The following is a 23,532-nucleotide window of genomic DNA, read 5'->3' on the forward strand; positions in this document are numbered from 1 at the left end:
CAAGGAGGACCGGGTATGCCGCCCAGATACGTTCTCGTGAGCCGCCTTTTGAATGTTGTCGCCTTGATCCAGGCCGTTCGGCACACTGGATGAACGCGAAGATCGCTCTGGAGGGAGGGGCCGTGAAGGTTCGCGCACCTGCCACCGTTGTCGCAGAGGGCGACGGGTGGAGCATCTGCCTGACCGGCCTGCCGATCGCGGCGGACGGCACGACCCTCGAAGAAGCGCTCGAGGAGGCAGCTCTCGCGCTCCGCGACTACGCGACTGCCTGGGGCGATCGGTTGTGCCTCGCTACAAACCAGGCCGACAACTCAAGTTTCGTCCGGTTCGTCGAGTCCTCCGACGACGTTCAACTCACGGCTTTGCTACGGAAGAGATCGCCCGTCCGGTCCGTGATGTCGTTGGTCAGAGGGTGTCCCAAGAGGGCCCGGAGAAGATTTCTGCTGTGGCCCGGCCGGTGAAGCGAACGAGGAGCCGGAAGTGGAAACCGACCTCGGGACCGTTGGCCTGTTCGACGACCACTTGCGGGTTCTCCACGGACTCGACGACATCAATGAGCGGGTCGGGAAGCCAACCCAGCCGAATTTCGTCGGTGTCTGTCACAAGTTGAGCTTTCGGGTTCACCTCATTGCCATGGTCAACAACGAGTCGCAGTGGCTCTAGCGGCACCAGGTCGCTGATGCGTTCCTGCTCGCGCTCGGCGAGATACCGGACGCCATGAGTCAGGAAGGTGAAGGAAACGTCGTCTCCGATTCCGACACTCGGCGCACTCAGCAACTCAACCGTGTCGCCCACTCGCTGACCGTGCGATCGAGCGAGAACTTCCATCGGTGCCGCGTCTATGGGCAGACCGAGCGCTTCAAATGAGTCGCGTCGATCTGGACGACGAGATGAGATCACTCGCTCCGCAAAGAGTGGAAACAGATGACCGGAGGACATTGGCCCTTTCGTCGCGGCCACGAGTCCAGGCAGGGGCCGAAAGTCTGACCGCTCGAGCTCGCGGCGAAGATACGCGAACGTGTAGTGCCCTGCCTCCTCGGTAAGGAAGCCGACGGGTCGGTACTGCCGCGTGTGAGGGTCGCGAGTCGTCACCAGCAGACGCATGGAGGAGGCAACCCTGCGAGCCCTGGGCTCAAAAACAGTCGAGGTCATGCCTGCAGCCTCCTTCGATTGATGTCCAGCAGTCTAGTGAGAAACGTACGGCGTGCCTCTGACATCTCAGAGATGTTGGCAAGCACAGCTGCGACGCTTTCCTCAGGAACCGCCGCCAGCCGAACCCGCCACTCCTTCGCCCGACGCTCAGCCATGTCCTCGGCTCGGCGCGCCAGATCGACCAGTGACTGCTTCGCGCCGTCCTCGAATCGACCAGCGAAACCTCTCGCGGCGAACTCCTCCACGCTGATGCTCTTGAGCCGGTCCTCCTGGGTCCCGGATGCGAGTGCACTGCCGTGGTCGAACGATGCGGCGAGAGCTCTGCGGTCATCGTCCTTGTTCGTCAGAAGTCCCCAGTTGATGGCGTGACGATCCGTGTTGGCAATCCACGCATCGAAGACCAGGTAGCCGACGAAGACGTCGAACGCTGGCCAGTCCTCGCACGAGGTGCCAGGCGGACCAGCGGCCCCGACCAACACGCCGGCGATGTTCGACAGGTTGTGGCCCAGGCGATTCTTCAACCGGTCGTCACCCGCACAGGTGACGTACCCATCGACCTCCGAGAGCATCGTGTCTCCCGATTCCAGGGTCCACCCGTCAGGAGTCACGTTGTGCGAGATGATTCCCGCGTCTGTCGAGGCCCGAGCCAATTCCACGCGGGCGGCTGGAAGGTCAAGCAAAGCGGCGAGTTCGGACGAGAATTTCTCGGACCAGTCATCAAACCGGCGATATGAGGCCTTCTTGATGGGCTTATACAACCACCAGTCGCTCTGCTGTTCTCGAGTGACGACGTCAGGTGGAGCCACCCATCCCTTTGGGTCGAGCCCTCGAGATTCCTGGAAGACCAAGGGCCAAGAACTGATGTCTTGGACTCGGTATTCGGCCATGACATCTCCGTCGCTGCTCGTCCGATACTCGACTCATCCTTGCATCGGAGGGCGACACTCCACCTCAGTCATGCACAGGCAGCACGCCCAACCGCAGGTGAGTTCTGGGCCTGCGCTCGCGGCGAGGTCACACCCCGATCGAAGCGGACCTTGGCGAGCCCCCTGACCGATCCCGATGCCTGGCTCAGGCGTCGGCCTTGCGCGCGGCTCGCACCGAGCGAAGGAGCGACTTGAGCTGCGGGTTCGGCTTGGCCTCGGCATCGAGTGCCGCCTCAAGCTGCAGCACATCGGCGGGCGTCAGCCGAAGTGCGCGCTCTTCGGCCAATACCTGACGTGCACGATCCAGTGCAGCGGCAAGCATGAAGCTGGTCAGGTCCTGGTCCTGGACCTCAGCGGCTTCACGCAGGAGGTCCAGCGAGTCCGCACTGCAGCGGAGGTTCACGCGTTCAGTCTTCGTGCTCAGGGACTGCCCCCGGTCTGGTTGACACTCGGGGTTGATGATTCTCAGGCCGCTTCTGCGGCTGCGTAGATCATCTCAAACTCGATCGGGGTGAGCTTGCCCAGGGCCCGCTGGCGACGGCGGCGGTTGTACTTGGTTTCGATCCAGATGACGATCGCGAGCCGGAGTTCATCGCGGCTTTCCCAACGCCGCGTGTTCAGGACGTTCTTTTGCAGCAGTGAGAAAAACGACTCCATGGCGGCGTTGTCACCGGATGATCCGACGCGACCCATCGACCCGCGCAGGCCGTTGTTCTTCAGCAGGCGCACGACCTTCTTCGAACGAAATTGGCTGCCCCGATCCGAGTGCACGATCGTGCTCACCGGTGCGCGCAGCGCGATCGCGTTCCGCAGCGCCGATGCGGCCAGGGACGACTTCATCCGTGAGTCGATGGAGTAGCCCACGATTTTGTTGGAGTACACGTCCTTGACCGCGCACAGGTAGAGCTTGCCCTCACGTGTGGGGTGCTCGCTGATGTCGGTCAGCCACACCTGGTTCGGTCCGGTCGCAGCGCCGGTGAAGTCGTGGGTGACCCGGCCCTTCTCGTCGACGCTGGCGAGCAGGTCATCGTGCACGGCCGGTCCGGGCTTGCCGGCCTTGCCCCTGCGCCGGTGGTGCGAGGCGAAGATCCCTGCGGTCGAGCACAGCCGCCACACACGGTTCTCTGAGGCTTGGACGTTGTGGTCCTCGAGCTCGTCGGCGATGAATCGGTAGCCCAGCGTGGGGTCGTCTTCGTGGATCCCCCGGATCACCTCGATGACGTGCGCGTCATCCCAGTCCCGCTGACTGACGGGGGCGTTGAGCCACTTGTAGTACCCCTGGGTCGACCAGCCCAGGACCCTGCACGCCACCGCGACCGGCACCCTGATGCGGGCACCGGTCGCGGCCAATTCGCGGACGAGAGGGAAGACTATTTTCCCGGCAGGTTGGCCTGCGACAGATAGGCAGCGGCACGCCGCAGGACCTCGTTCTCCTGCTCAAGGAGCCGGATCCGCTTGTCCTTCTCCCGAGACTCCATACGGGCGGCGTCGGTCACGCCGGGACGGTTGCCGTCCTCGATGTCCGCCCGCTTGAGCCAGTTGGACAGCGTGCCTTCGGAGATTCCGAAGTCCTTCGCGATCTGGGACATCGCAGCGTCGCCCTTGCGGGCCACTGCCAAGACGTCGTCGCGGAACTCCTTGGGATATGCCTTCGCCATGGTGAACATCCTTCCAGCGAGGACGAATCCTCACAGGTCAGGTGTCAACCAAACTCTGGGCAGACCCTCATGTCATTCTCCCAGCCATTCGAACTCAACCGTACACACCATGTACGTACGTATCGAATGCTTTCAGCCCTCGTTGACCGTGGCCCGAAGTGGCGCTCGTACGGTGTTGGGAAAGGAGTGTCTTTGCTTCAACATGTGAAGCAAAGACACTCCCTAGGCGGCTGGATCGGTGTCAAGCCCCGATGAAACCTCAGCCGATCCGAGGGATGCGCACCCGGTTGAGGTCCTTGACGCGGCCCCACTGTGGGCGGGCGCGACGTCCCTGCACGCCGAACGTCATCCCGGCCCACACCGTCGTCCCGGAGAAGCGTCCGCTCTCCTGCGTGTGGTTGAGCAGGGTGAACCGCTGGATGTTGTCGTCGGCGAAGGGGATCGAGAACGACAGCTGATAGCCGTCGGGCGCCACGAAGTCACGCAATGCCAGCGGCGCCCCACCGTCAGGCGTGTAGGTGCCGGCCCACGGCCCGGTCGACGTGATGCTGAGCCGTCCGTGCCAGCCGTCGTGGTTCATCTCCCAGTCGCCCTGCCATCCCGCGCTTCGCAGAGGGCTGGGGATCGCTGCTCGCGCCATCGTCACGCCGAACGGGCAGCCGTTCCACCACGTCACGCCGGCGGCGAGGCCGTCCTCGCGGGTGAACTGGTAGGCCCGGAACTCCTGTCCCGACTGCATGCCCGGCGTGATGCGTCCGGCTTGGTCGGCGATCCAGAAGTGCAGCTGGCGTCCGTCGTCCTCGGTGCGCCCATTGACCTGCCGGGCAGGCCCGCCGTTGAAGAAGTAGTCGCCGACCTTGGTGAAGTCGCCGTCCGCAGCCCGGAAGTTCTGGGTCCGCCGCAGGACGAGCTGCCCCTGCCACCCGTCGTGGTTCATGTGCCAGCGCCCGATCCACGTCGCCTCCAGGTCACGCGCTGCGTCGGGCGGCTCCATCGCGGTGATGTAGGTGCCGCCAAGCAGTGGGGTCGTGGCCATGGACCAGCGTTCGGGGCCGGGGGAGCCCCAGGAGTTCTTGACGATCCACTCCTCGGTGGTGAGGTCATAGCCAATGATGAGGAAGCAGTGGCCGGGGATGTCGGTGATGACCTCGTGGCCCGCGTCGATGACGGCCATGACGTTCTCGCGTGACGCGCTGGGCAGGAACTGAAGGGACCGCACACGGTAGCGGGCGGCATACCGGGCGGGTGTGGGTATGTATCGCTCGTCGAACTCGAATCGGTCGAACTGGTCCTGGGTGCTCGTCGTCCAATCCAGGGTGCCGATCGCCGGGTCGGACGTGCGGATGGTTTCGAGCTCCACGTCCGATCGGTAGGGCGCGGCGGCTTCGTCGGGGATGGCGCAGCGAGCGACCTTCGCGACGATGTCGGACGAGCCCTGGAAGCCCTCGTAGGAGGTGTTGTTCTCATGGGCGGGCGAACCACCGAGGTAGAAGTCGAACAGCTCGGCGACCTTGTTGAGGTGGAAGAGGAAGTCCTCCGAGAGGTCGAGCACGACGCCGTGGTCGCGCCGGTACGCGGCTTCCATGGCGGCCACCGTCGCGAATGCGTAACAGGTCCCGCGACCGCCTTGATTCCGGTATGCCGTCTGGTCCGGTTCCAGCGTGACCGTGCGCCGGGGCGGGGGCCGGTCCTTGAAGACGGGCGTCCCGACGAGGCCGCGGGCCGCAGCGAGTTCGAGGCGTTGGGCGATGTCGTTGCGCTGTTCGGCGACGTCGAGCAGGACGTGGGGGCGAGGCGCCTTGGTGAGGAGGACGTCGTTGAACCGGTCGAGGGTGACGGTGTCGAAGAGTTCGTGGCCGGGCATGGCAAGCCTCCAGGAATGCGGGCGCGCGGAATGGCGCACCTGTCATCAGGGAGGAGGCCTTGGTGGAGTGGGAGATACGTCGGGCGCGATCGCGTTGGATGGTGCTGTGAGCGAACTCGAGGTCATGGACCACTGCCGGCTGCTGCTGCGCGGAGTGCGCGTGCTGCACGAACGCGGCCTCGAGCTGGCGCGGATCAGTCCGGGCATGGCGCCCTCAGGTCTCTATTGGCGACTCACCATCGCACCTGCCACCGCCTTCGATCCGGAGAGCCGGCTGGGCTGGCAGCTCCGCGGCTCGTCGCCCACGGTGTCGTGGACGTCGGGCAACAGCCCGGAGTACGCCGGGCTCGTCATGACGTCACGCACCACCCCGGCCGAGGTCGCCGATCACATCCTCACGCTCCTCCCGGAGCGCTCCTTGCGCGGCGGGGACATGCCATACATGCGTTGGTATGCCGGCCTGCTCGCCGAGTGCGAACGCCTCGAGACCGTGCCGGTCGCCTTCTCGGACTCGTGGGAACCGCACAGTTGGCACGTCGGCTGGGGCGGCCCCGACTACCCGCCCCCGCCACCCGCTGCGTAGCCGAGGTCAGCCCAGACGAAGAGCCTCGGACCAGTCGTGCGAGCTCATCTGCATCGCGCCGACCTGGTCGCTGCGTTGAGTGGTGTTGGCGGTCGTCACGAAGTCGGACTTCTTGACGTCGCTCTCATCGTGGTTCTGGGCCCAGTCGAACTCGCACAGCCCGCCGAGCGTCGCCGCAAGCCTTCAGCCTCGAGTCGACGACCGTCGACGGTGTCTCCGGCCACTACGACCCCACGTACTTGGCCATGTCGTGCCCCCTTGCTTTCCTGTTGCACCACCGGGAGTCGGTGGCGACACAAGCAAGGATGACCGGGTATGCCGCCCAGATACGTTCCCGTGAGCAGCTCTACGCTCCCGTCGGCCTGGGAGCCTTTGCTTCAAATTCTGGGGCAAATGCTCAATCTGCCCTGTCAGCGCTTCCGGAACACCGCACGAGCGACATCGATCCTTGGGCCCCACTTGGGCGGATTGCGCCATAAGCCCAAGGGCGGACCGATGCGTTGACCCCACCACCACCAGTGACTGGTGGCCAGGACGTCGTCAGACGCGCCTAGCTGTACTGACCCGACAGGTTGGTTAAGCGGGTGATGGGTGGCTTGTTCCCGCAGGCGGTGTGGGGTCGGTGGTGGTTGTACTCGTGGAGCCATGCTGGCAGAGCTTGGCGTCGTTCGGTTTCTGAGGTGTAGCAGCGGGCGTATCCCCACCCGTCGGCCATGGTGCGGTGGAAGCGTTCGATCTTGCCGTTGGTCTGCGGACGGCGGGGTCGGGTGCGGGAGTGCTTGATCCCGAGCTCGGCGCACACGTCGCGCCACAGGTGCGAGATGTAGGCGGATCCGTTGTCGGACAGGACTCTGCGTGTGGTGATGCCACGGACAGCGAACCAGGCGACGGCGCGGCGTAGGACACCAGTGGCGGTCACGGCGGTTTCGTTGTCGTGGACCTCGGCGTAGGCCACACGAGAGTGGTCATCGATGACGGTGTGCACGAACGCGTGGCCCATCTTCGGCTGGTAATGCTTGTTCCTCGGTTTGCCCGGGGTGCCTGCCCGGTTCTTCCCGCCTTGGGCTCGGCCCACGAAGCGCCACCCGCCACCGTCGGGGATGTTTCCGAACTTCTTGACGTCCACGTGCAGCATGTCCCCGGGGCGCTCGTGCTCGTAACGGCGCACCGGCTCCCCGGTGGCACGGTCGACGTGCGCCAACCGGTTGAGGTGGCACCTGGTGAGCACCCGGTGCACTGTGGAGGGTGCAACCCCCACGTGTGCGGCGAGCTGGACCGGGCCCAACCGTTTGCGCAGCCGCAACGACACGATCCGCTTCGTCGTCGAGGGAGACGTCTTGGCGGGCATCGCGTGTGGACGGCTCGAGCGGTCGCTCATCGGTTCACCAGCGGCGTACCGATCGGCCCATCGCTTCACCGTCGGCCAGGAACATTGGAATCGTGCCGCGACCTCGCTGATCGGGACTCGCTGATCGACGACGAGCTGAGCGACCTTGAGCCGGTGACGAACCGTCAAAGCGGCATTAGCGTGGGACATGAGGGCCTCCTGTGTGTGGCAGTGGTGACTTGGCAGTTCCACTCCACCGCGGGAGGCCCTTCCCGCGCCACTGATCAGATCAGCGGATCGCAATCACTCAACCAACCTGTCGGGTCAGTACACCTAGCCCTCTGAATCCACTCGGGAGGACCCCAACACCCCGCGCCGAACTGCGGAGGCTAAGGGTGCCGGCCTCACGCCCAAATCGTCAGGACGAGTTCGCCCCAGCCGGACTCACTCCCAACCGGAGAATGCTGCCCTATCGACTGCTCGCACCGCCTTCGCCGTCGAAGAGCCGCAACTGGTCAGGGTGGTCGCCAGGTCTCGGCACGGCGGTGTCCCGGTCGAGAACGAACTCGAACGAGTCGAAGTACAGCGGCGTCTCAACGTCGCGCTCATCGTGCACGACCGTCATCAGGCCGGTCATTGGGATGGACGTCGTGATCTGCTCCACGCCGGTCCAGTTGTTCTCATGCTGAATCAGACCCGCCTGGCGCGCTTCCTCTGAATTCATGGACACCTCGACCTCAAACTCAATCGGGAACTCGTAAACGACTCGATTGGCACCGCTTTCAGTCTTCTCGTGGCTCAACCGCTCGAGATACCCGAATCCGTGGCCGCCCGTTCCACCGTAGCTCACATCGGTGATGTTGGAATCTGGCGGCAGCCCGAGTTCCTCTGCCGTGAGACCCGGATCCTCGAACATGTCCCAAGGCGCAAACATGGCCGCCACCTGTTCGTCTCTGGCGAGGCCGGACGCCTCCCGAAGGTCCGAGACGTCCTTCCAGGGCACCTGTTCGGTCAGCCACTTGCCCAAGTTGCGCACGAGAGTGACGTTGCCCTCAAGGGCCGCGACCTCCGCTTCGAGTTGGGGGGCAAGCTGGAGATTTCGTCCGGCGAAGTCCTTGTCCTGACTGACGAGATACACGTCTCGGCCTTGGTTGGCGAGCTCGACGCAGGTCATCCACGTAAGCGTGTCCCGGTAACCGCTTCCGTTCTGGTCAAAGGGCGGCCTACGCGACACGGCGCGGGCCACGATCTCCTCGTGAGGAGTCTGTGGAGTTGCCGCGACCTCGATCCAAAGGCTTTCAAACCTTTCCCTCAGCACGAGTTCGTAGTTCAACTGGTCGTTGGATTCCGGCACTGGGAAGCCTGAGGCAACGCCCGTCACTCTTCGGAACTCGGTCGCAGCCTTTGTCATCGCCCGTCGAGCGACTGTGTAGTGACGCTCGTGGTTAGCAACCGCCTCGGCGACGACCGAGGCCGGGACAACCGGGTCGACTCGGTGTGAGCTAGATAGGAAGCGGAGAAGCGGGAACTCGAGGCCCGCCAGAAACCAGTCCCTGTGAATCTCCGTCGCGTCGAGCACGACACACGGGGTTGTCTTGCTCCTCATTTCCATAATCGGGAGCCTAGGTGGAGCTCGCCCACTCCCGCCCGGCGTCACCGCGCCGGGACAGATTCGTCCGGCCTCGTTCAGGCAGGCTCGTGAGTGGCTGGTCTGCGCCGTACACCCCCCGGGCGTCCAGTGCGCCCCGTCGCCGTCTGATCGCGCCAACTGCAGCCCGTTTCCTGACTACCTCTTGCCGTTTCAGTCCCGGCCAACAACCTGGGGTAGTCCGGCCTGGATCTGGGGTGGAACCTCAATCCAAAGGATTTTACAGAAGTTAGCCGATAGTGTGCCCGAATGACTATGCACACCTCCGTCGTCTCCCAAGAGCACCTCCTTCGACAGGCGGTCCTCAACACCAGTCAGTCTATTGAATTGCTACGGGAGGCTGTTTCGAACAGCGTCGACGCGGATGCACGGAACATCGACATCAAGTTGACGAACGACAACGGCGAGATATGGAACATCGTCATCCAGGACGATGGCAACGGTATGGAAGATCAGCACATGAGAGCGTTCTTTAATGCCGGACAATCCGTCAAAGACTTTACTCAACAGGCTATCGGCGAGAAGGGGCTCGGTTCAAAGACCTCGTTCGTCGCCAAGGGCATACTCGTCGAGTCGCGGCGTCATTCAAACCCCACGGTCCTATTGGTGGGCAAGATGGCGGACCCATTGACTTCCCTGGCGGGTGGATCAATGCCGGACTACTCTATTGACGTGAATCCGAATGGGCACCTTGGCAGCCTTTCCACAAAAGGAACTCGGATCGAACTGTCTGGAGTTCATCTAACAAGCTTCAACGGCAAGAAGACCGCAGATGGTCCCGAAATCGCTGCACGCGTGATGCACTACCTGCGGAGCATGTGCGCAACAGGAACGGTAAAAAGTAGGCACACACAAAAGGCTCACATCCTCCAGAATGTGATGAACGTTGGAACAATACCCCAAGTATCGCTCGAGGTCGTCACATCGACAGGGACGGTCAACATCGGACCTCTCCCGGGCGTCTATCAGGTTCCAAATCCCGACCTTGCGCCCACCGGCGGTCCACTAGAAGAGGGGATTCAACGGAACTCCAAGAAGTTTTGCGACGTTTTCGATTTTTCCGGAAGCAAGACCATCAGCGTTCAGGGCCAATCGTTGACCGTCAACTACGACGGGACCGCCATCATTGCCGGTGATCTCGTGCGCCAGGAAATGCTGCGAGACGAGTTGAAGGCGGGGTGGACGCAGAAGTCTCAAATGGGTGTGCATCTATGCAAGGACTTCATCCCCCTGCGCAACAACACCTCGCTCTCGCGGGATCTTTTGGACGACGAGTACTACTACGACTTCAAACTGTTCCTGAACTGCCAAGACTTCCAGCTCAACGCGGACCGGAACGTCATCACTAACGAAGAGTCCGACGAGATAGCATGGATCTGGGCTGATTTCAAAGCAAACGTCCTTCCGCAGATCAGGGCACGGACTACGCCGTATCGGCAAATGCGCGCGGCCGAGGATGCCGCGATCGAGGCTTCCAAGAAGACGGCACAAGCGGCGTCGCTCAAAGCGGGATACTCGTCCGCGTCAGACATAACCATCACTAAAGTTGGCGCATCCCTGAATTTCGTCAAAGAACCCAAGAAGGAGGCCGACGTTTCGCACCTTCTGGCAATGATGATCCAATCCGGCTCCTGGGCGCCCGAACTAACACCGATCGATAAACTCGGCCAGTACATTGACGCGTCCACGGACATACTTGCGGAAGACTCGCTCGGAAATGTAATGCTCGTGGAGGTCGAAAACCAGTTGGGGAACCTATTTGCCCACAGGCATCCGATGACTTCTTACGACATGGTTGTTGTCTGGTCGCGGGGAGGTATGGCACATTTGAGTCAGGCGAATGCGCCTTGGGGAACAAACGGATCGAACGTTACGGTGACCCTTCAGCAAATACCGGGGAGTCGCTGGGAGTTGAAATGGGGAACCAACTCGAAGCCGGTTATCGTCCTCTCGGAGATTATCTGAGTGTGTGACGTTTGCCCAACGTCGAGTGAAACCCGCAAACTTGGCAACAGTTGGTAACCTGAGGCGACATTGCGTCTTCAGTGGCCTTCTAATGGCAACTTGGAAACTCTCTCGGGCTTCCCTCGTTCGTCCCGCTCTGTGTGGATGCAACCAACCGAACCGATTCCATCTGTGAGGGGCAGCGAGCCCGAGGTGCCGGTCTCCTTGATCAACAGGCCGAGAAATGCCGACGAGCTTGGTTGGCTGGGAAGGGTGGTAGAAATCTCCATATGGGTTCCGTCTCCGTTGATCAAATCGGGCCGGACGGCACCCTCCTTGCAGATGTCGACACCACTCTCAGTGAGAGCCGCAAGAATGCGCTGCTGCTGCACGCTCTGCCCGGGGCCACGGTCGAGATCTACGCCAACGAACGGGTGATTCGTTTTCGTGACCAGATCATCCTCAAAAAGCAGGTAACGCACCTAGGCAACCCGTGGCCAGGCTTCAAGAAGCGGATTCAGATCCCCAAGTCATGGCTCGTCGTGGAGCGCCAAGCGCGCGCAGATGATCTTGTCCCCCGGTTCGTGGGCATCTACCACTACGGCGAGGTCACGATCTTCGTTGACTTCGACCCCCGTACCTACGTCGGACGCAAGGCCAACAACTCCGCTGCGCACGTATCGACCAACGACCTGTTCCAGGCGCAGACGTTGGGGCAGTTCTCGAGGGAAGATCACAACGCCAACCGACTCACGAGCATCCGAGCCGATGAGTTCGAGGCCTACTTGCTGGCCGGGTACGCAGCAGACCCTCGCGTCGAAGTTTTCGAGCAGTTCAACGCCGAGTTCCTGACTGGATCCGAGCTCGAGGCGCTAGTAGCGGTCAAGCAGATGCACGCGGCCTCTTGGCCGGACACATTCCAAGGTGAGTGGCCTGGCTTCTATCTCGAATACAGGCTCGACTCGTACCTCGACAGGGAATCTCACACTGATCTGGTCCAGTTCCAGAAGGAGAAGAAGCGAGGTCGGTTCGACTACGACCTCGTGCTCGCTTGGGATGGCGTGCTGGAGTTCTACGGGGATCTCAAATCCTCCGACGTCACAAAGCATGTGTCACCAGGCAATGACGCTGAGGACCTCAGGCGGTGCGTCTCTGAGTACGGACGGTTCTGGTATGTCCTGTACGAGCACGAGACTCTCCACGCGCGTGACCACGGCGACGTCGCGACTGTCGAGTGGAACGAGTGGAGACGCTCGGTCGGCCATCAAGGTGCGAAGGACTTCAACCCGCTCTCATACGCCGGAAGGTTCAAGCAGTCTGTCCGGTACGTCTCCATGAAGATCCTCGAGCTCAACGAGGCGAACTTCGGCCTCGTCCTCGGTGACTTCAACCAGGGCAAGCAGCAAGACGGTGCCGCCAGAGCCATCAAGGTGATGATCAACAAGCGGAACATCGACAACTTCTTGATCTACTCGGACAAGGTCGAGCCCGACCTTGCGGGCGGCACCTCAGGCCCGCCACCGGAAGCACGTGTAGGAGAAGCCGACCGGGATCGGCTCTTCTAACGCCCAGTCAGCCAGCTTGAGCATCCATGGCTGACCGCTCCAACGCGTCAGCCTCGAACGCGTGAGCTGAGGGGGACAACGCATCGCCGCTCGGGTTACGAGGGGCGTTCAGCACCGCTCGAGTCAGCCCCTTCGGTAGGTCCGCGGAATTCTGCTCGACGTGAGCGCGGAAGACGTGCCATGCCGCGCCTGCGGCGACTCCGTTCCCGACCTGCTTGTACGAAGCCTGATCACGTTGGCTACCAAAGGCGAACGACCTTGGCAGCCCCTGCAGCCGCGCGGCCTCATGTGGCGTGAGCCTGCGTCCACGGCTGCCCACGATGGATGTCTGAGTGATGGCTACGAGTGCCGGAAGGTAAGTGGGCGCCTTCGCCCTGATCCCCGAGGGGCGGAAGTGCATGACGGTGTGCCACAGCGACGCCGTGTCCTGGGCCTGCCACTCCAACTTCCTGCGCGAGTCAGGGAACTTAGCGAACACGGGGTTCGCCTTCTTCCACGCCTTGATGATGTCGCGGTGCTCGTCATAGAACCTAGCGTTCTTGACCAGGATGCTGGACTTCCATCGGGGCAGAGCTTCCAGCTCGAGAGGGTCGAGTCCACGCTCGGGGATCCAGGCATCGGCCCACAGGGGGAAGCCCGGCAAGCGCACGCCCCGTGCGGACCACATGCGCTGCACGAGGTCGTCCCACACGTTGATCCACTGGGTCTCAGCGGCTGTGAGCTTGTACTTGGCCAGGTCCGGGATGGAGGCGTCGTCATCGAGAATCCACTCGGCATCCCAGTCGCGGACGTTCCAACCATCCACCGGCCTGCGGGCAACGGTCGGTGGCACGTCGACCTCGGCCATCGCACGCTCAGGGCCGACGAACGTTCCGAGAATGAAGACCCGGTCCCTGACCTGAGGTGTTCCGCCTAGAGAGGGCGGAAGGAAATGTGGTGAGAAGACTGATGGCGTCGAGGACACCCGGTACCCCAACTCGCGCAAGGTCTGGATAATCACCTCCCACTCGTGGCGGTGGCGAGGGCCCGCAAGGTTGCGGACATTCTCAAGCAGTACAACTGCTGGCTGGCGCTCCTCAAGGATGCGAGCGATGTTCCAGAACAGGGTGCCTCGGGCCTCGTCCATGCCGCGCTGATAACCCGACTTCGAGAACGGCTGGCATGGGAAGCCAGCAGCCAGAACGTCATGGTTCGGCACGTCCACGGGAGCATCGTCGGGGGTCGCGATCGTGATGTCCGTGTTGACGATGGGCTGTTGCGCGGTCGGCAGGGGGTCCACCCAGTTGCGGACGTAGGTCTGGCGTGCCTCGCGGTCGATCTCGGAGACGTAGACGCACCGGCCGCCAGCGTGATCGAGCATGGCGTGGAAGCCACCTATTCCAGCGAAGAGATCGACGTAGGTAAACGGCGTGATCCCTTGCTTCATAGCGCAAAGCTTAGCTGATTGGTCAGCTAAGTCAAGCATCCGAGCTGAGCGCGTGAAGTCGCCTGGCAGGGTCTCGGTCATGGCAAAGCAGCCCCTCGTCGTGCACGCCCTGGACCCTGATCCGCCGCGTGAGGTGTTGTGATCCGTACATGGCTGTTCATGCCATCACCCGGCACTGACACTGATGATGTTTGTTGCCCCGAGGGTCATGACTCTGGCACTGACTGTCGGCCTGCTGGCTTGACCATCAACTGGACCGCCTGACTCTCGGGGTCCCGCGCGCCGGCCGGGCGGATATGACCTCATAAGAGCCTGGCGAAGCCTCATCAGTGTCCTGTCTGCTCGCCCGACCGGCGTCGACCAACCGAATCGACACGGAAGGCACTTTCCATCATGACAGTGACAAATCTCGAGCCCGGAACGCTTGTGGGAGGCGTTGACACCCACGCCGACACCATCCACGTCGCGGCTGTTGACTCGTGGGGGAGGCAGTTGGGTGACCAGGAGTTCCCCACGACACCTTCGGGGTATCGGCAGGCCCTGGCGTTCCTGACCGGTCGAGGTGAGGTGGTGGGGATCGGGATTGAGGGCACCAGTTCGTATGGAGTGGGTATCACTCGAGCGGCCGGTGAGGCGGGCATCGCGGTCTTCGAGGTGGTGCGGCCTGAGCGGGCGGTACGCCGGCGCGAGGGCAAGTCGGATCCGTTGGATGCCTACCAGGCGGCCCAGGCCATGTTGAGCGGTAGGGCAACCGCGGCAGCGAAGTCAGCGGACATCACCGCGCTTCGCGCTCTACACAATGCTCGGCGCTCAGCTGTCAAAGCCAGAGCAGCAGCACAGGTCCAGATTCGCCACCAACTGGTGACGTCCCCGGCCGACCTGCGGGAAAAATATCGCAACCTCACCGCGGCACGCCTGATCCAGACGCTCGCAGCCTGCCGCCCCAGCGTGCACCCAGATCTCGAAGAACGTCTGGTCCTGACCGCATTGAAGTCCCTCGCGCGCCGCCACCAGAGCCTGACCCGAGAGATCAGCGAACTCGACACCGAACTGACCACAATGATCGAAAGGGCCGCGCCCCATCTACTGCACCTCCACGGCGTTGGGAACACCACCGCGGCACAACTGCTCATCACCGCCGGCGGCAACCCCGACAGGCTGCGCAGTGAGGCTTCGTTCGCCGCGCTCTGTGGCACCGCGCCCGTCCCGGCCTCGTCAGGCAAGACCACACGCCACCGGTTGTCACGCGGGGGTGACCGACGCGCAAACAACGCATTGCACACCATCGCGATGGCACGGCTCAGGAACCACCCGCCCACCAAGGCCTTCGTACAGCGACAGCGTGACCGCGGCCGGTCCACGCCAGAGATCCTGCGGCTCCTCAAACGCGCCATCGCCCGGGAAATGTTTAAGCAACTCACGCGGCCACACGAGGACCTCGGCGTCCACGACCTGCGCCCCACCAGGCAGGCCAAGAACATCACCCTCGCAGCAGCAGCCCACGCACTTGGCCTAGCAACGATAACCATCAGCCGAACCGAGCGAGGGCTGCACATCACTCCAGAAGTCGTTAACCGCTACCGCGAGTGGCTCAATACCGCTTGACAGACATAGGAGCTTCAGTCAGCGGCCAGATGCGTAGGGCGGCCGCAGTCGAACGACGTGCCAGCGGTACTCCTGGGTGACTGCGGTGGAGATCCGGTTCCTCGGCGTTGCGCGGCATCGCATTCAACACACGTCGGCATTTGGCCCGCCCAGAACGTCTTGCGGACGGACCCCGTTGCGCAAAATCCTGACCCCCTCTCACGACAGACATGAGATTGCGCCGGGGTGGACTAAATTCTGGCCTTCCTCCGACCGACCAACTGTTTCTACATACGCGATTGCACAAACCGGTCACAAACCCACGGCGCGCGCGATACAACTGGCCCATGTCGAAGGAAATCGAAATTGCAGCCATCGCCCGCCTCGTGGGCATCCCTGATCCCGGTCTTGGTATCGGCTCGTCGGTGCCGAAGGCGTTGTTCGATGGGGTGTGTCGGCGCTTCGGCCTCGACGCGAGCGGAACTATGCCCGCTCAGGCGGAGCGCATAGTGAGAGCTGCTGACATGCCATATGTGCAGTCGGCTTTCGACAGTCGCCACTCGGCCTCCGGCGGTGGGTCAACTGTGACCCTCGAGGGACTCCGACAGATCCGCACCGCCGCACAGCGACTTATCGGACGCGAGTAGGACCAACTGGGCGCAACGCCAGCCAGTCGTAGCACTACAACCGGATGCAGGCAGGCGCCTGGCAGGCGCCTGCTGATGCGCGGCAAGCCACGCGCGGGCGGCCAGTTCCGACGACTTCGCGCCGAGATTAGAGGCCGGGGTCAGGGTCCGTGCGCGGAGCGTTCGGCATGAGGGAGGAGCGCTGCACTCGGGTCACCGCCTCTCGGGCGCGCGACCTCTAACTCCCTCGGCCGGGAACCTCGAACTGGCGCCTTCAAGTTTTTTGCGCGCAGCGGCGAGTAGGTCCACGCCCAGGACATCGGCGAGGTTGAGTAGGTAGATGAACACGTCTGACATTTCTTCTGCAGCTCGCCGCTGGCGCGACCCCGAGCTGAACTCGGCGAGCGCCCGATCAGCCGGGATCCACTGGAAGAGTTCGGAGAGTTCGCCGACCTCACCCACCAACGCGAGGATGAGGGATTTGGGGTCGTGGAACTGTGCCCAGTCGCGCTCGGCTCGGAAGGCGCGCAGTTCCGCCTGAAGGTCCTCAACGGCATACGGCTCGTTCGTCATATCCGAATCCTCGCACCGGAAGACCCTCGCCAAGGGCCCATCTCCCACCGCACACAGAGAGCCGCAGTTAGAGTCGCTCACGTCAACGCGGATCGACGAGCTTCTGAACTTGGACATGCTCCCCCGCACGCTTATGTCGTGCTGCCCGGGAGTTCCTTGTGTCGTCGTTGTTGCGCTGCTCTGCAGCGGGCTTCTCGGCGCTCGAGCTTGATCTTGAGCAGCGGTTGGCGCAGCAAATGAAGTGCGCGACCGGTCGCTATCCCTCTCCCGGCGAGCGGCGTTCGTGGAGTCGTAGCCTCCCCGTGCTCGCCGCGGATCTGCATGACGCGGGGCTCTCCGGAGTCGAGATGCTCGTCGAGTTCCAGTTGCCGCTTACGAGTAAGCGGGCAGATGTGGTGCTCGCCGGCGTCGATCGGCGAACGGGACTCCCGGGGTACGTCGTCGTTGAACTCAAACAATGGACCGACGCCGAGCGCTTTGAAGACAGCGATGAGCTCGTTGTAGTGGGCGGCTACGGAAGCCGACCCGTCACGCACCCTGCGGCCCAAGTCAGTGACTACGTCGACTACCTGACGGACTTCACAGCCTCCCTGGCAGACTCCGGTCAGAGCGTTCGCGGAGTCGCCTACTTGCACAATGCGACGGACTACGGAGTGAGTGACCTCCTGGCGTTCGGGGCGACACGCGACGGACGCATGTTCACTGGCCAGCGAAGGGCCGAGTTTCAGGCCTATCTGTCCGACATTTTTGCTCCCACAAGTGGCGCGTCAGCTGCGGACCAGCTCGTCGGAAGCGCTATCCGCCCATCTCGACAACTGATGGCAGCCGCGGCAGATGAGGTCCAGCGGCGCGAAGTCTTCACTCTGCTCGATGAGCAGAAGGACGCTTACAACTACGTGCTCCACTCGGTGCGGAGAGCTGCTCAGTCCAACACCAAGACCGCAGTGGTGATCTCGGGAGGTCCCGGCAGCGGCAAGAGCGTCATCGCTCTGTCGCTATTAGGCGAGCTCAGCCGGCAGGGCCGCACGGTCATTCACGCGACCGGATCGCAGTCATTTACTCAGACGCTCCGAAAGGTCGCGGCCCAGGGCAACCCCCGCGTGCGGAAGGCCTTCCTCTACTTCAACTCCTTCATGTCGATGGAGCCCAACTCGTTGGACTGCGTCATCCTCGACGAGGCCCATCGAATCCGCGAGACCTCCGTTAATCGCTACACGCGCGCTGAGATGCGCACGGGCAGGGCGCAGGTCGACGAGTTGCTCTCCGTTGCCCACACACCGGTCTTCTTGCTCGATCAGCACCAGGTCGTGCGGCCGGGGGAGATGGGAACCGTGGCAGACATTCGAGCTGCAGCCGCCGCACGTGGAATCGACGTCATGCAGGTCGACCTCGATGCCCAGTTCCGGTGCGGCGGCTCACTCGAGTACGTCCGATGGGTTGAGGGTCTGCTCGGGCTCGGCGGTACGGAGGCCCATCAGTGGATCGGCGACGACCACTTCTCAGTCGAAGCGATGGAGAGCCCCGAGGAGCTTGAGGCGTGGCTGGCAGCCAAGCAGTCCGGCGGTTTCGGAGCACGTTTGTCGGCCGGCTACTGCTGGCCGTGGAGTGACCCGCGGCCCGACGGATCACTGGTTCCCGACGTACAGATCGGCGAGTGGTCTCGGCCCTGGAACCTCAAGGGCGACCGCTCCGTGGGTGGGGCACCCCCCGCGCCCCTCTGGGCGACCGACCCCGCAGGTTTCGGACAGGTTGGCTGTGTCTACACGGCGCAGGGCTTCGAGTACGACTTTGCCGGCGTCATCATCGGACCGGACATTGTATGGCGTGATGAAGGTTGGAGCATCGCGCGCGGGGCTAATAAGGACCCATCCCTGCGAAGCCTTACGCAGGTTCCCGATGCTGACTTTGACCGGCTGGTGCGGAACATCTACAAGGTCCTGCTGACGCGTGGCATGCAAGGCGTAGGCATCTATTCGCCTGACGACGAGACGCTCCGACATATCGCGTCATTGATCTGATCTCAGTTCACCAACAACGCGGATCGACAGGCTTCCCGTAGGACATGCCTCCCCGCCTCCTCGAGAGGCTCGGCATGTCGACCCACATCATCCTTATCGATCACAACGTCCCTCAGCACTGGGACTACGCGAAGCAGAACGGCTTCTGGGACCTGCAGAAGGACTGGCAAGGGCTGATCGCCGGCGATGAGGCCTACTTCTGGATCACTGGCACCCCGGGCAGAGTCGTGGGACGAGCTCGCCTGACGAGCGGCAAGGTCCCTCTGCCCCTGGGCGCCCCACATGCATGGTCTCCGCGGGACAGCCGTCGCGGCGACTACCACTTCAGGATCCAGCTCGCAGACTTCGAAGACATTCCCGTGGTTCGACTTAAGTGGGGCGAAGTCCGAGCCGCTACCAACAGCCCCGGTCGCCTCAACCCCGTCACAAGAATCCCGGATGCCGGAGTGTCTTGGTTGCGAGCACGTCTTGGAATGGCAACAGACCCCTATGACGAGGCAATCACGGCCATCCGCCACAGCGGCAACGCCGACATCGACATAGAAGTCATGCTTGAGGACCGTCGCGTACGAGTACCTGCCTCCGTCGTTGTCAGACGTGGTGCCAGAGCGTTTCGCGATCAACTCCTGACGGCTTACGCAGGCCGCTGCGCAGTCACAGGAACGTCGACCGCGGGCGTGCTTGAGGCCGCACACATGTCTGACTACAAGGGTGACCAAACGGATCGTCCGTACAACGGGCTGCTCTTACGCGCTGACATCCACACGTTGTTCGACCTGAACCTGCTGACCATCACCACGCCCGACTACACGGTGCATGTTGCGCCCGAGGTCAAAGACAGCACCTATCGAGATCTCCACGGCAAACGGTCTGCGGTTTTGCCAGCGTCCATTCATGACAGACCCCACGTCGACCTGTTGGCGAAGCATAACTCCAAGTGCGACTGGCTAGCAAAGAAATCGAAATGATTCAGGAACCCGAAGCTTCTGGCGCAAACTTAACTGGTTCGGCTTTCTCCATGGGTGCTGGCACGCGGGAGGGTTGAGACGCTTGATCGTCGTCCTTCGGCTCGGGGTTTTCTTGCCAATCATCGGGTCCGTCTTGGGACGAGTTGTCGTTTGAAGCGCGGCGCCTCCCTACTCACGTCACCCAATAATTTGGCGGCGAAGGCACCCGCGAAGCCACCGACGATCGCACCGACAACTGCGGTACCGACGCCCACCCATACTGCGAGTCGTTGTGCCTTGGCGGTTTCAACTGCCATGCCTTCGAGTTCGGCCCGGACGTTTCCGGTCGCCCGTTCCACATCGCCAACAGCACCTTCGACCTCCTTTGTGGATGCTGCCAGCCATTCGGCATGGCGACCTGCGATTAAGAGGAGGAGGGCTCCCAACACAGCGAGCCCGAGGAAGACGTGACCCTCAACCTCGGCGCGCACCGCGTAGAGCCGACGATCCCCAGGGCTCAAACTCTCGCCCCACCTCTCCCTCCGACGGCCCAGAATGCCCATACGGGGCAGGCTAGGTCACAGCAAGGCCGCGTGAATGGGTTCCCGGTTTGAGGACACCTCGTCGCCTCCAAGCCGGTCCTCAAGCGATCCTGCTCCGTTTGGTCAGTGACTGCTTGCAACTGGAATGAAACACGACACACCGCCAGAGTCGCCTCGGATCAGGATTGGTCTCGTTGAGCAAACATGCAACTTGACATCATTCCTGGGCGGAGGCCGTCAACTCCATCATCGAACGTGAGTAGGTTTCGCCGTCAATCTCGCCGTCGTGGTACTGGCGCATCAGCTCGTCGATTTCGGCCTTCAGTTCTGCGCGGTCCATCTTTGCTCCCGGTATGTTGAGGTGCACGGCGTCCTCTAGATTGCAAAACGCCTTGGATGTGGCGGCCGCCCGGCTTGGGCGACCTATGGAATTGGATCAGAGCCCACTCGAGACTACGAGGGGCACCTTACGGAACGCTTTGGCAGCGGCTGCTCCCTGTCGTTGTTTGGCCTAGTTGAGCCGATGGGCGACTCCTGTACAGCTTCGTGCATGCCTTCGACAGACCGAACTGAGCGATGCTGTTTCATTCAACCTCACAGATCCCACAGGTGGCCTCCCTCAACGAACTGCAGGCCAAGTCTGGTCCTAGGGCGCAGCAATTGGCCTGACTTCGACGTCTTGCGTCCGGGGTTCCCAAACTGCGCGAAACGAGCAGTTTGGGCCGTCGACGCCCAGGCTGGGGGCATCCCAAGAGCCGCCAATGACGTAGTAGGAGGACTTGGAAGGGTCAGTGCACCCAGTGGCACGAAGCAGGCTGGCCCTGCCATTCTCGTTCACAGTGACTCTCACCTGGTTTGGTCCGTCGCTGGGGACAACCTCCAGTAGCGCGGGAGCGATGACCAGGAATCCTGCGATAACCGCGTTGGCGCCAACGAAAGTCCATTTGAACCTTCTATACGGGCCCCGAATGCGGTCGTAGATGGACCACTGCCGGATGGCGTCACCTGCAAGGGCGAGACGGCTCGCGCGCGCATCATAGTCATCTCCGCCGACGTCGGCGTCAGCGAAGCGGACGAGTTCTGCGTCGTAGGTGGCCTTGTCGAAGAAGTACGGCATCGCGATACCGGCGCCCATGGCGCGAGCGACGTCTGCGCGCGGAGACATTCCTTGCGAAGTGCTCGAGGTGTGCCCTGTCTGCAGGTCCGCAAGGTCGATTGGTTGAACAGTGAGGACCTGTTGCCCTGCGAACAACACCCCGGCGATGGATGCAAAGAGCGCAAGAACGATCAGGAGAACCGGTCCGTGGCTGACGGCCCAGTCCATCAGCGAAGGTGCTGCGCGGGCGGAGGCGACCATGTCGGGGCCCACAACCAAGGCGGCCGCGGTCAGTGCCGCAGTAGGTATGAACGCAGTGAGCCACTTGACGGTGTCTCTGATCGCTGCTGTCGCCGACTCATAGATGGACATCAACCCCCTCCAACGCGGGTCCTTGCTTTACCTACATGTGAAGGTACACTGTTCGGGTCAGACGGTCACCTCGTGAAAGGTCGAGCCTTGCCTTCAGACTACGGGCCAGTCCCCATCAGTCGCTTCAAGGCAGAATCCTCGCGCATCTTTGACGCGCTAGAGGTTGGCCGTCGCGTGCTCGTCTCCAGACAAGGTCAAGTGGTGGCCTCTATCGCACCTGCTAGCGCCGCAGACCTGGCCTTGCTAGTGCAGTTCGCGATCAACGGCGGAACGGAAGAGGACACGCTCTCAGCGCGGGCTGTCAACCAAGGGTCGCCCTCCGCCTTCGTGAACCGGGCCGCGGCGGGTGAGCGGCTGTTGGTAACCCGGGACAACAAGGCCCTAGGTGTACTCCAGCCCTATAGCGCCGACGACGAAATCGATCGACTCCGAGCCCGAGAGGTAGCGCTGACCGAATTTGAGCGCCTCCATCCCGAGGCGAGCCAGGCGGAGCATGTCGCGTTTGAAGACTCATTGGATGCGGCGCCTGAGCCAGCAAGGGACGAGATGTTCGTGGTCTGGAACACGGAACGAACGAGCACGCTGGCTCACATCACGCATGAGCTTCGAGGATCCACAGTCCATGCGGGGTGGGGGCACATTCCCCCGACGGCCAAAGCGGCAATTAGGCGGCTCATGCCGCCTAAGACACGCCCTTCGGCCAAGAAGATTTGGGAGAAACACTCAGTCGTGGAGGTTAACCCATTTCGCCCGCAACTGAAGATCGGTGCAACGGATCAGTTGATTGCGCGATCCCTGTGGAGGCCGGCCGCACTTCTGGAGGTCGCGGGCAAAGAGAAACTGGACCGGTTCGCTGAAGTAGTCGAGGTTGGCAGCAAGTTCGCGGTCAGCGGGTCGGGAAGGGTGAAATTGGTCGAGAAGGGCGACAAGATCCGATACAAGTCCGGCGGCGCTGTCGAGGTCGAGTTCGGCGGTGATGAACTGCTCATCCTGTCGAAGAGTGCAGTCGTCGAAGTGGTGGAGGACTAGCCGAAAAGGCGCGTCTCGAACCTCTGCTCGTGGTTCAATGCATCCCAAATGGTCAGCAAACGAGCGGGGGCATGATGGGGCGGGGCATCACGACCGAGAACTTCATCGACCCGCTTGTGGAGTGGAATGCCCGCCTCGCATATCTGGGCCACTTCGGGCTGGAGAAGCAAGTTCGTGACCTGCTCAAGGGAAACGTCATCACAGCAAGGGATGGCGACGTCGAAATTGCCTACTCAGACCAACCCACAGCGGGCCACCACATCCTCACGGTCAGAATCCCCGACGCTCCTCGCGTGGCAGACATCGGACTTCGAGTCTTGACACGTGACGACGCGCTCGCAGCCGTGGATCGTGACGGCCGTCTACCCACACCCAGCACGGATCGATGGCGACAGGCCGGAGCGACACCCGACTTCGTCGAATGGGAACTCTTTAACTGCGTCGTGTGGAACGTCAGCTCCCGCGCCAACTAGACGTGTTTACCCCCTCGCTGGCCACCACCTCAGCGTGACGCGACCGCATGTATGCCGTGAGGCCACCCATGGTTTCGTCGTTCCCGTGCCGCTCGTGGAGCTTCGGCGCCGAGCGATTGACCGGACGTGCTGGCGGGCTGTTGATGGATCGAAGTCAGGACCGAGCGCGCCTGTCGTTC

20 protein-coding genes are annotated in these 23,532 nt (G+C 62.5%); 8 read left to right on the forward strand and 12 right to left on the reverse strand.

All coding sequences use genetic code 11. From position 1 onward, the window contains the following. Positions 1–405 precede the first annotated feature (405 nt). The 5 genes from JNB_RS21340 to JNB_RS20545 all read right to left on the reverse strand — a co-directional run bounded on the left by JNB_RS21340 (position 406) and on the right by JNB_RS20545 (position 5,600). On the reverse strand, positions 406–1,152 hold the full coding sequence (locus JNB_RS21340) for a hypothetical protein (RefSeq protein ID WP_148232412.1): 747 nt from the start codon (positions 1,150–1,152) through the stop codon (positions 406–408). After that, positions 1,149–2,039: a hypothetical protein gene (locus tag JNB_RS12540; RefSeq protein ID WP_040883778.1), complete on the reverse strand. Its 891-nt coding sequence runs from the start codon at positions 2,037–2,039 to the stop codon at positions 1,149–1,151. Before JNB_RS12540 ends, JNB_RS21340 begins: the two co-directional genes overlap by 4 nt. A 184-nt stretch (positions 2,040–2,223) precedes the next feature. After that, positions 2,224–2,481 carry a DUF1778 domain-containing protein gene (locus JNB_RS12545; protein ID WP_009776862.1) on the reverse strand — a complete coding sequence of 86 codons (258 nt, stop codon included), beginning with the start codon at positions 2,479–2,481 and terminating at the stop codon, positions 2,224–2,226. A gap of 62 nt (positions 2,482–2,543) precedes the next feature. Continuing rightward, a protein-coding gene (locus JNB_RS12550; protein WP_237700583.1) for an IS3 family transposase occupies positions 2,544–3,736 on the reverse strand; the annotation gives its coding sequence in 2 pieces (ribosomal slippage) (positions 2,544–3,455 and positions 3,458–3,736; 1,191 coding nt in all). A gap of 259 nt (positions 3,737–3,995) precedes the next feature. Then, entirely contained in the window at positions 3,996–5,600 is a 1,605-nt protein-coding gene (locus JNB_RS20545; protein WP_009776863.1) for a hypothetical protein, read from the reverse strand. Positions 5,601–5,706: 106 nt separating this feature from the next. Here JNB_RS20545 and JNB_RS12565 point away from each other — a divergent pair, with 106 nt between their 5' ends. Beyond that, the gene (locus tag JNB_RS12565; protein WP_009776864.1) at positions 5,707–6,183 is read left to right on the forward strand and encodes a hypothetical protein; all 477 of its coding nucleotides are present in this window, start codon (positions 5,707–5,709) and stop codon (positions 6,181–6,183) included. A gap of 550 nt (positions 6,184–6,733) precedes the next feature. Here the strand turns inward: JNB_RS12565 and JNB_RS12570 are convergent. Beyond that, positions 6,734–7,720 carry an IS481-like element ISJs1 family transposase gene (locus JNB_RS12570; RefSeq protein WP_040883780.1) on the reverse strand — a complete coding sequence of 329 codons (987 nt, stop codon included), beginning with the start codon at positions 7,718–7,720 and terminating at the stop codon, positions 6,734–6,736. Positions 7,721–7,979: 259 nt separating this feature from the next. After that, entirely contained in the window at positions 7,980–9,116 is a 1,137-nt protein-coding gene (locus JNB_RS12575) for a PIN domain-containing protein (protein WP_158306142.1), read from the reverse strand. Between the two features lie 291 nt (positions 9,117–9,407). On the opposite strand from JNB_RS12575, the gene JNB_RS12580 reads away from it, so the two are divergent. Together JNB_RS12580 and JNB_RS12585 are read left to right on the forward strand one after the other, a co-directional pair. Beyond that, entirely contained in the window at positions 9,408–11,123 is a 1,716-nt protein-coding gene (locus JNB_RS12580) for an ATP-binding protein (protein ID WP_009776868.1), read from the forward strand. Positions 11,124–11,392: 269 nt separating this feature from the next. After that, on the forward strand, positions 11,393–12,667 hold the full coding sequence (locus tag JNB_RS12585) for a hypothetical protein (RefSeq protein ID WP_009776869.1): 1,275 nt from the start codon (positions 11,393–11,395) through the stop codon (positions 12,665–12,667). Positions 12,668–12,674: 7 nt separating this feature from the next. Here the strand turns inward: JNB_RS12585 and JNB_RS12590 are convergent, their stop codons facing one another. Beyond that, positions 12,675–14,174 carry a DNA cytosine methyltransferase gene (locus JNB_RS12590; protein WP_009776870.1) on the reverse strand — a complete coding sequence of 500 codons (1,500 nt, stop codon included), beginning with the start codon at positions 14,172–14,174 and terminating at the stop codon, positions 12,675–12,677. Between the two features lie 312 nt (positions 14,175–14,486). On the opposite strand from JNB_RS12590, the gene JNB_RS12595 reads away from it, so the two are divergent. Continuing rightward, positions 14,487–15,698, forward strand: coding sequence for an IS110 family transposase (locus JNB_RS12595; protein ID WP_040883616.1), 1,212 nt, complete (start codon positions 14,487–14,489; stop codon positions 15,696–15,698). A gap of 818 nt (positions 15,699–16,516) precedes the next feature. Here JNB_RS12595 and JNB_RS12605 read toward each other — a convergent pair. Next, a complete protein-coding gene (locus JNB_RS12605) occupies positions 16,517–16,876 on the reverse strand; it encodes a nucleotide pyrophosphohydrolase (RefSeq protein WP_040884792.1) in 360 nt (119 codons plus the stop codon). 158 nt (positions 16,877–17,034) lie between these two features. Between JNB_RS12605 and JNB_RS12610 the strand changes: the two genes are divergently transcribed. Both JNB_RS12610 and JNB_RS20550 read left to right on the forward strand, forming a co-directional pair. Next, positions 17,035–18,894 (forward strand): DUF2075 domain-containing protein, encoded by a 1,860-nt coding sequence (locus tag JNB_RS12610; protein WP_009776873.1) that lies wholly within the window; start codon positions 17,035–17,037, stop codon positions 18,892–18,894. A 74-nt stretch (positions 18,895–18,968) separates the two neighbouring features. After that, positions 18,969–19,862, forward strand: coding sequence for an HNH endonuclease (locus tag JNB_RS20550; protein ID WP_202795231.1), 894 nt, complete (start codon positions 18,969–18,971; stop codon positions 19,860–19,862). Between the two features lie 119 nt (positions 19,863–19,981). Here JNB_RS20550 and JNB_RS21345 read toward each other — a convergent pair whose 3' ends face one another. The 3 genes from JNB_RS21345 to JNB_RS12620 form a co-directional block, all read right to left on the reverse strand. Then, positions 19,982–20,404, reverse strand: coding sequence for a hypothetical protein (locus JNB_RS21345; protein WP_148232413.1), 423 nt, complete (start codon positions 20,402–20,404; stop codon positions 19,982–19,984). Positions 20,405–20,600: 196 nt separating this feature from the next. After that, the gene (locus tag JNB_RS22170) at positions 20,601–20,723 is read right to left on the reverse strand and encodes a hypothetical protein (protein ID WP_009776875.1); all 123 of its coding nucleotides are present in this window, start codon (positions 20,721–20,723) and stop codon (positions 20,601–20,603) included. Between the two features lie 306 nt (positions 20,724–21,029). After that, positions 21,030–21,851: a hypothetical protein gene (locus JNB_RS12620; protein WP_009776876.1), complete on the reverse strand. Its 822-nt coding sequence runs from the start codon at positions 21,849–21,851 to the stop codon at positions 21,030–21,032. A gap of 201 nt (positions 21,852–22,052) precedes the next feature. Here JNB_RS12620 and JNB_RS12625 point away from each other — a divergent pair, with 201 nt between their 5' ends. Together JNB_RS12625 and JNB_RS12630 are read left to right on the forward strand one after the other, a co-directional pair. Continuing rightward, the gene (locus JNB_RS12625) at positions 22,053–22,880 is read left to right on the forward strand and encodes a hypothetical protein (RefSeq protein ID WP_040883783.1); all 828 of its coding nucleotides are present in this window, start codon (positions 22,053–22,055) and stop codon (positions 22,878–22,880) included. A 71-nt stretch (positions 22,881–22,951) separates the two neighbouring features. Then, positions 22,952–23,353: a hypothetical protein gene (locus JNB_RS12630; RefSeq protein WP_009776879.1), complete on the forward strand. Its 402-nt coding sequence runs from the start codon at positions 22,952–22,954 to the stop codon at positions 23,351–23,353. The last annotated feature ends 179 nt before the right edge of the window (positions 23,354–23,532 follow it).

Origin of the sequence: Janibacter sp. HTCC2649 (assembly GCF_000152705.1) — a bacterium.
Taxonomy (GTDB): Bacteria; Actinomycetota; Actinomycetes; order Actinomycetales; family Dermatophilaceae; genus Knoellia.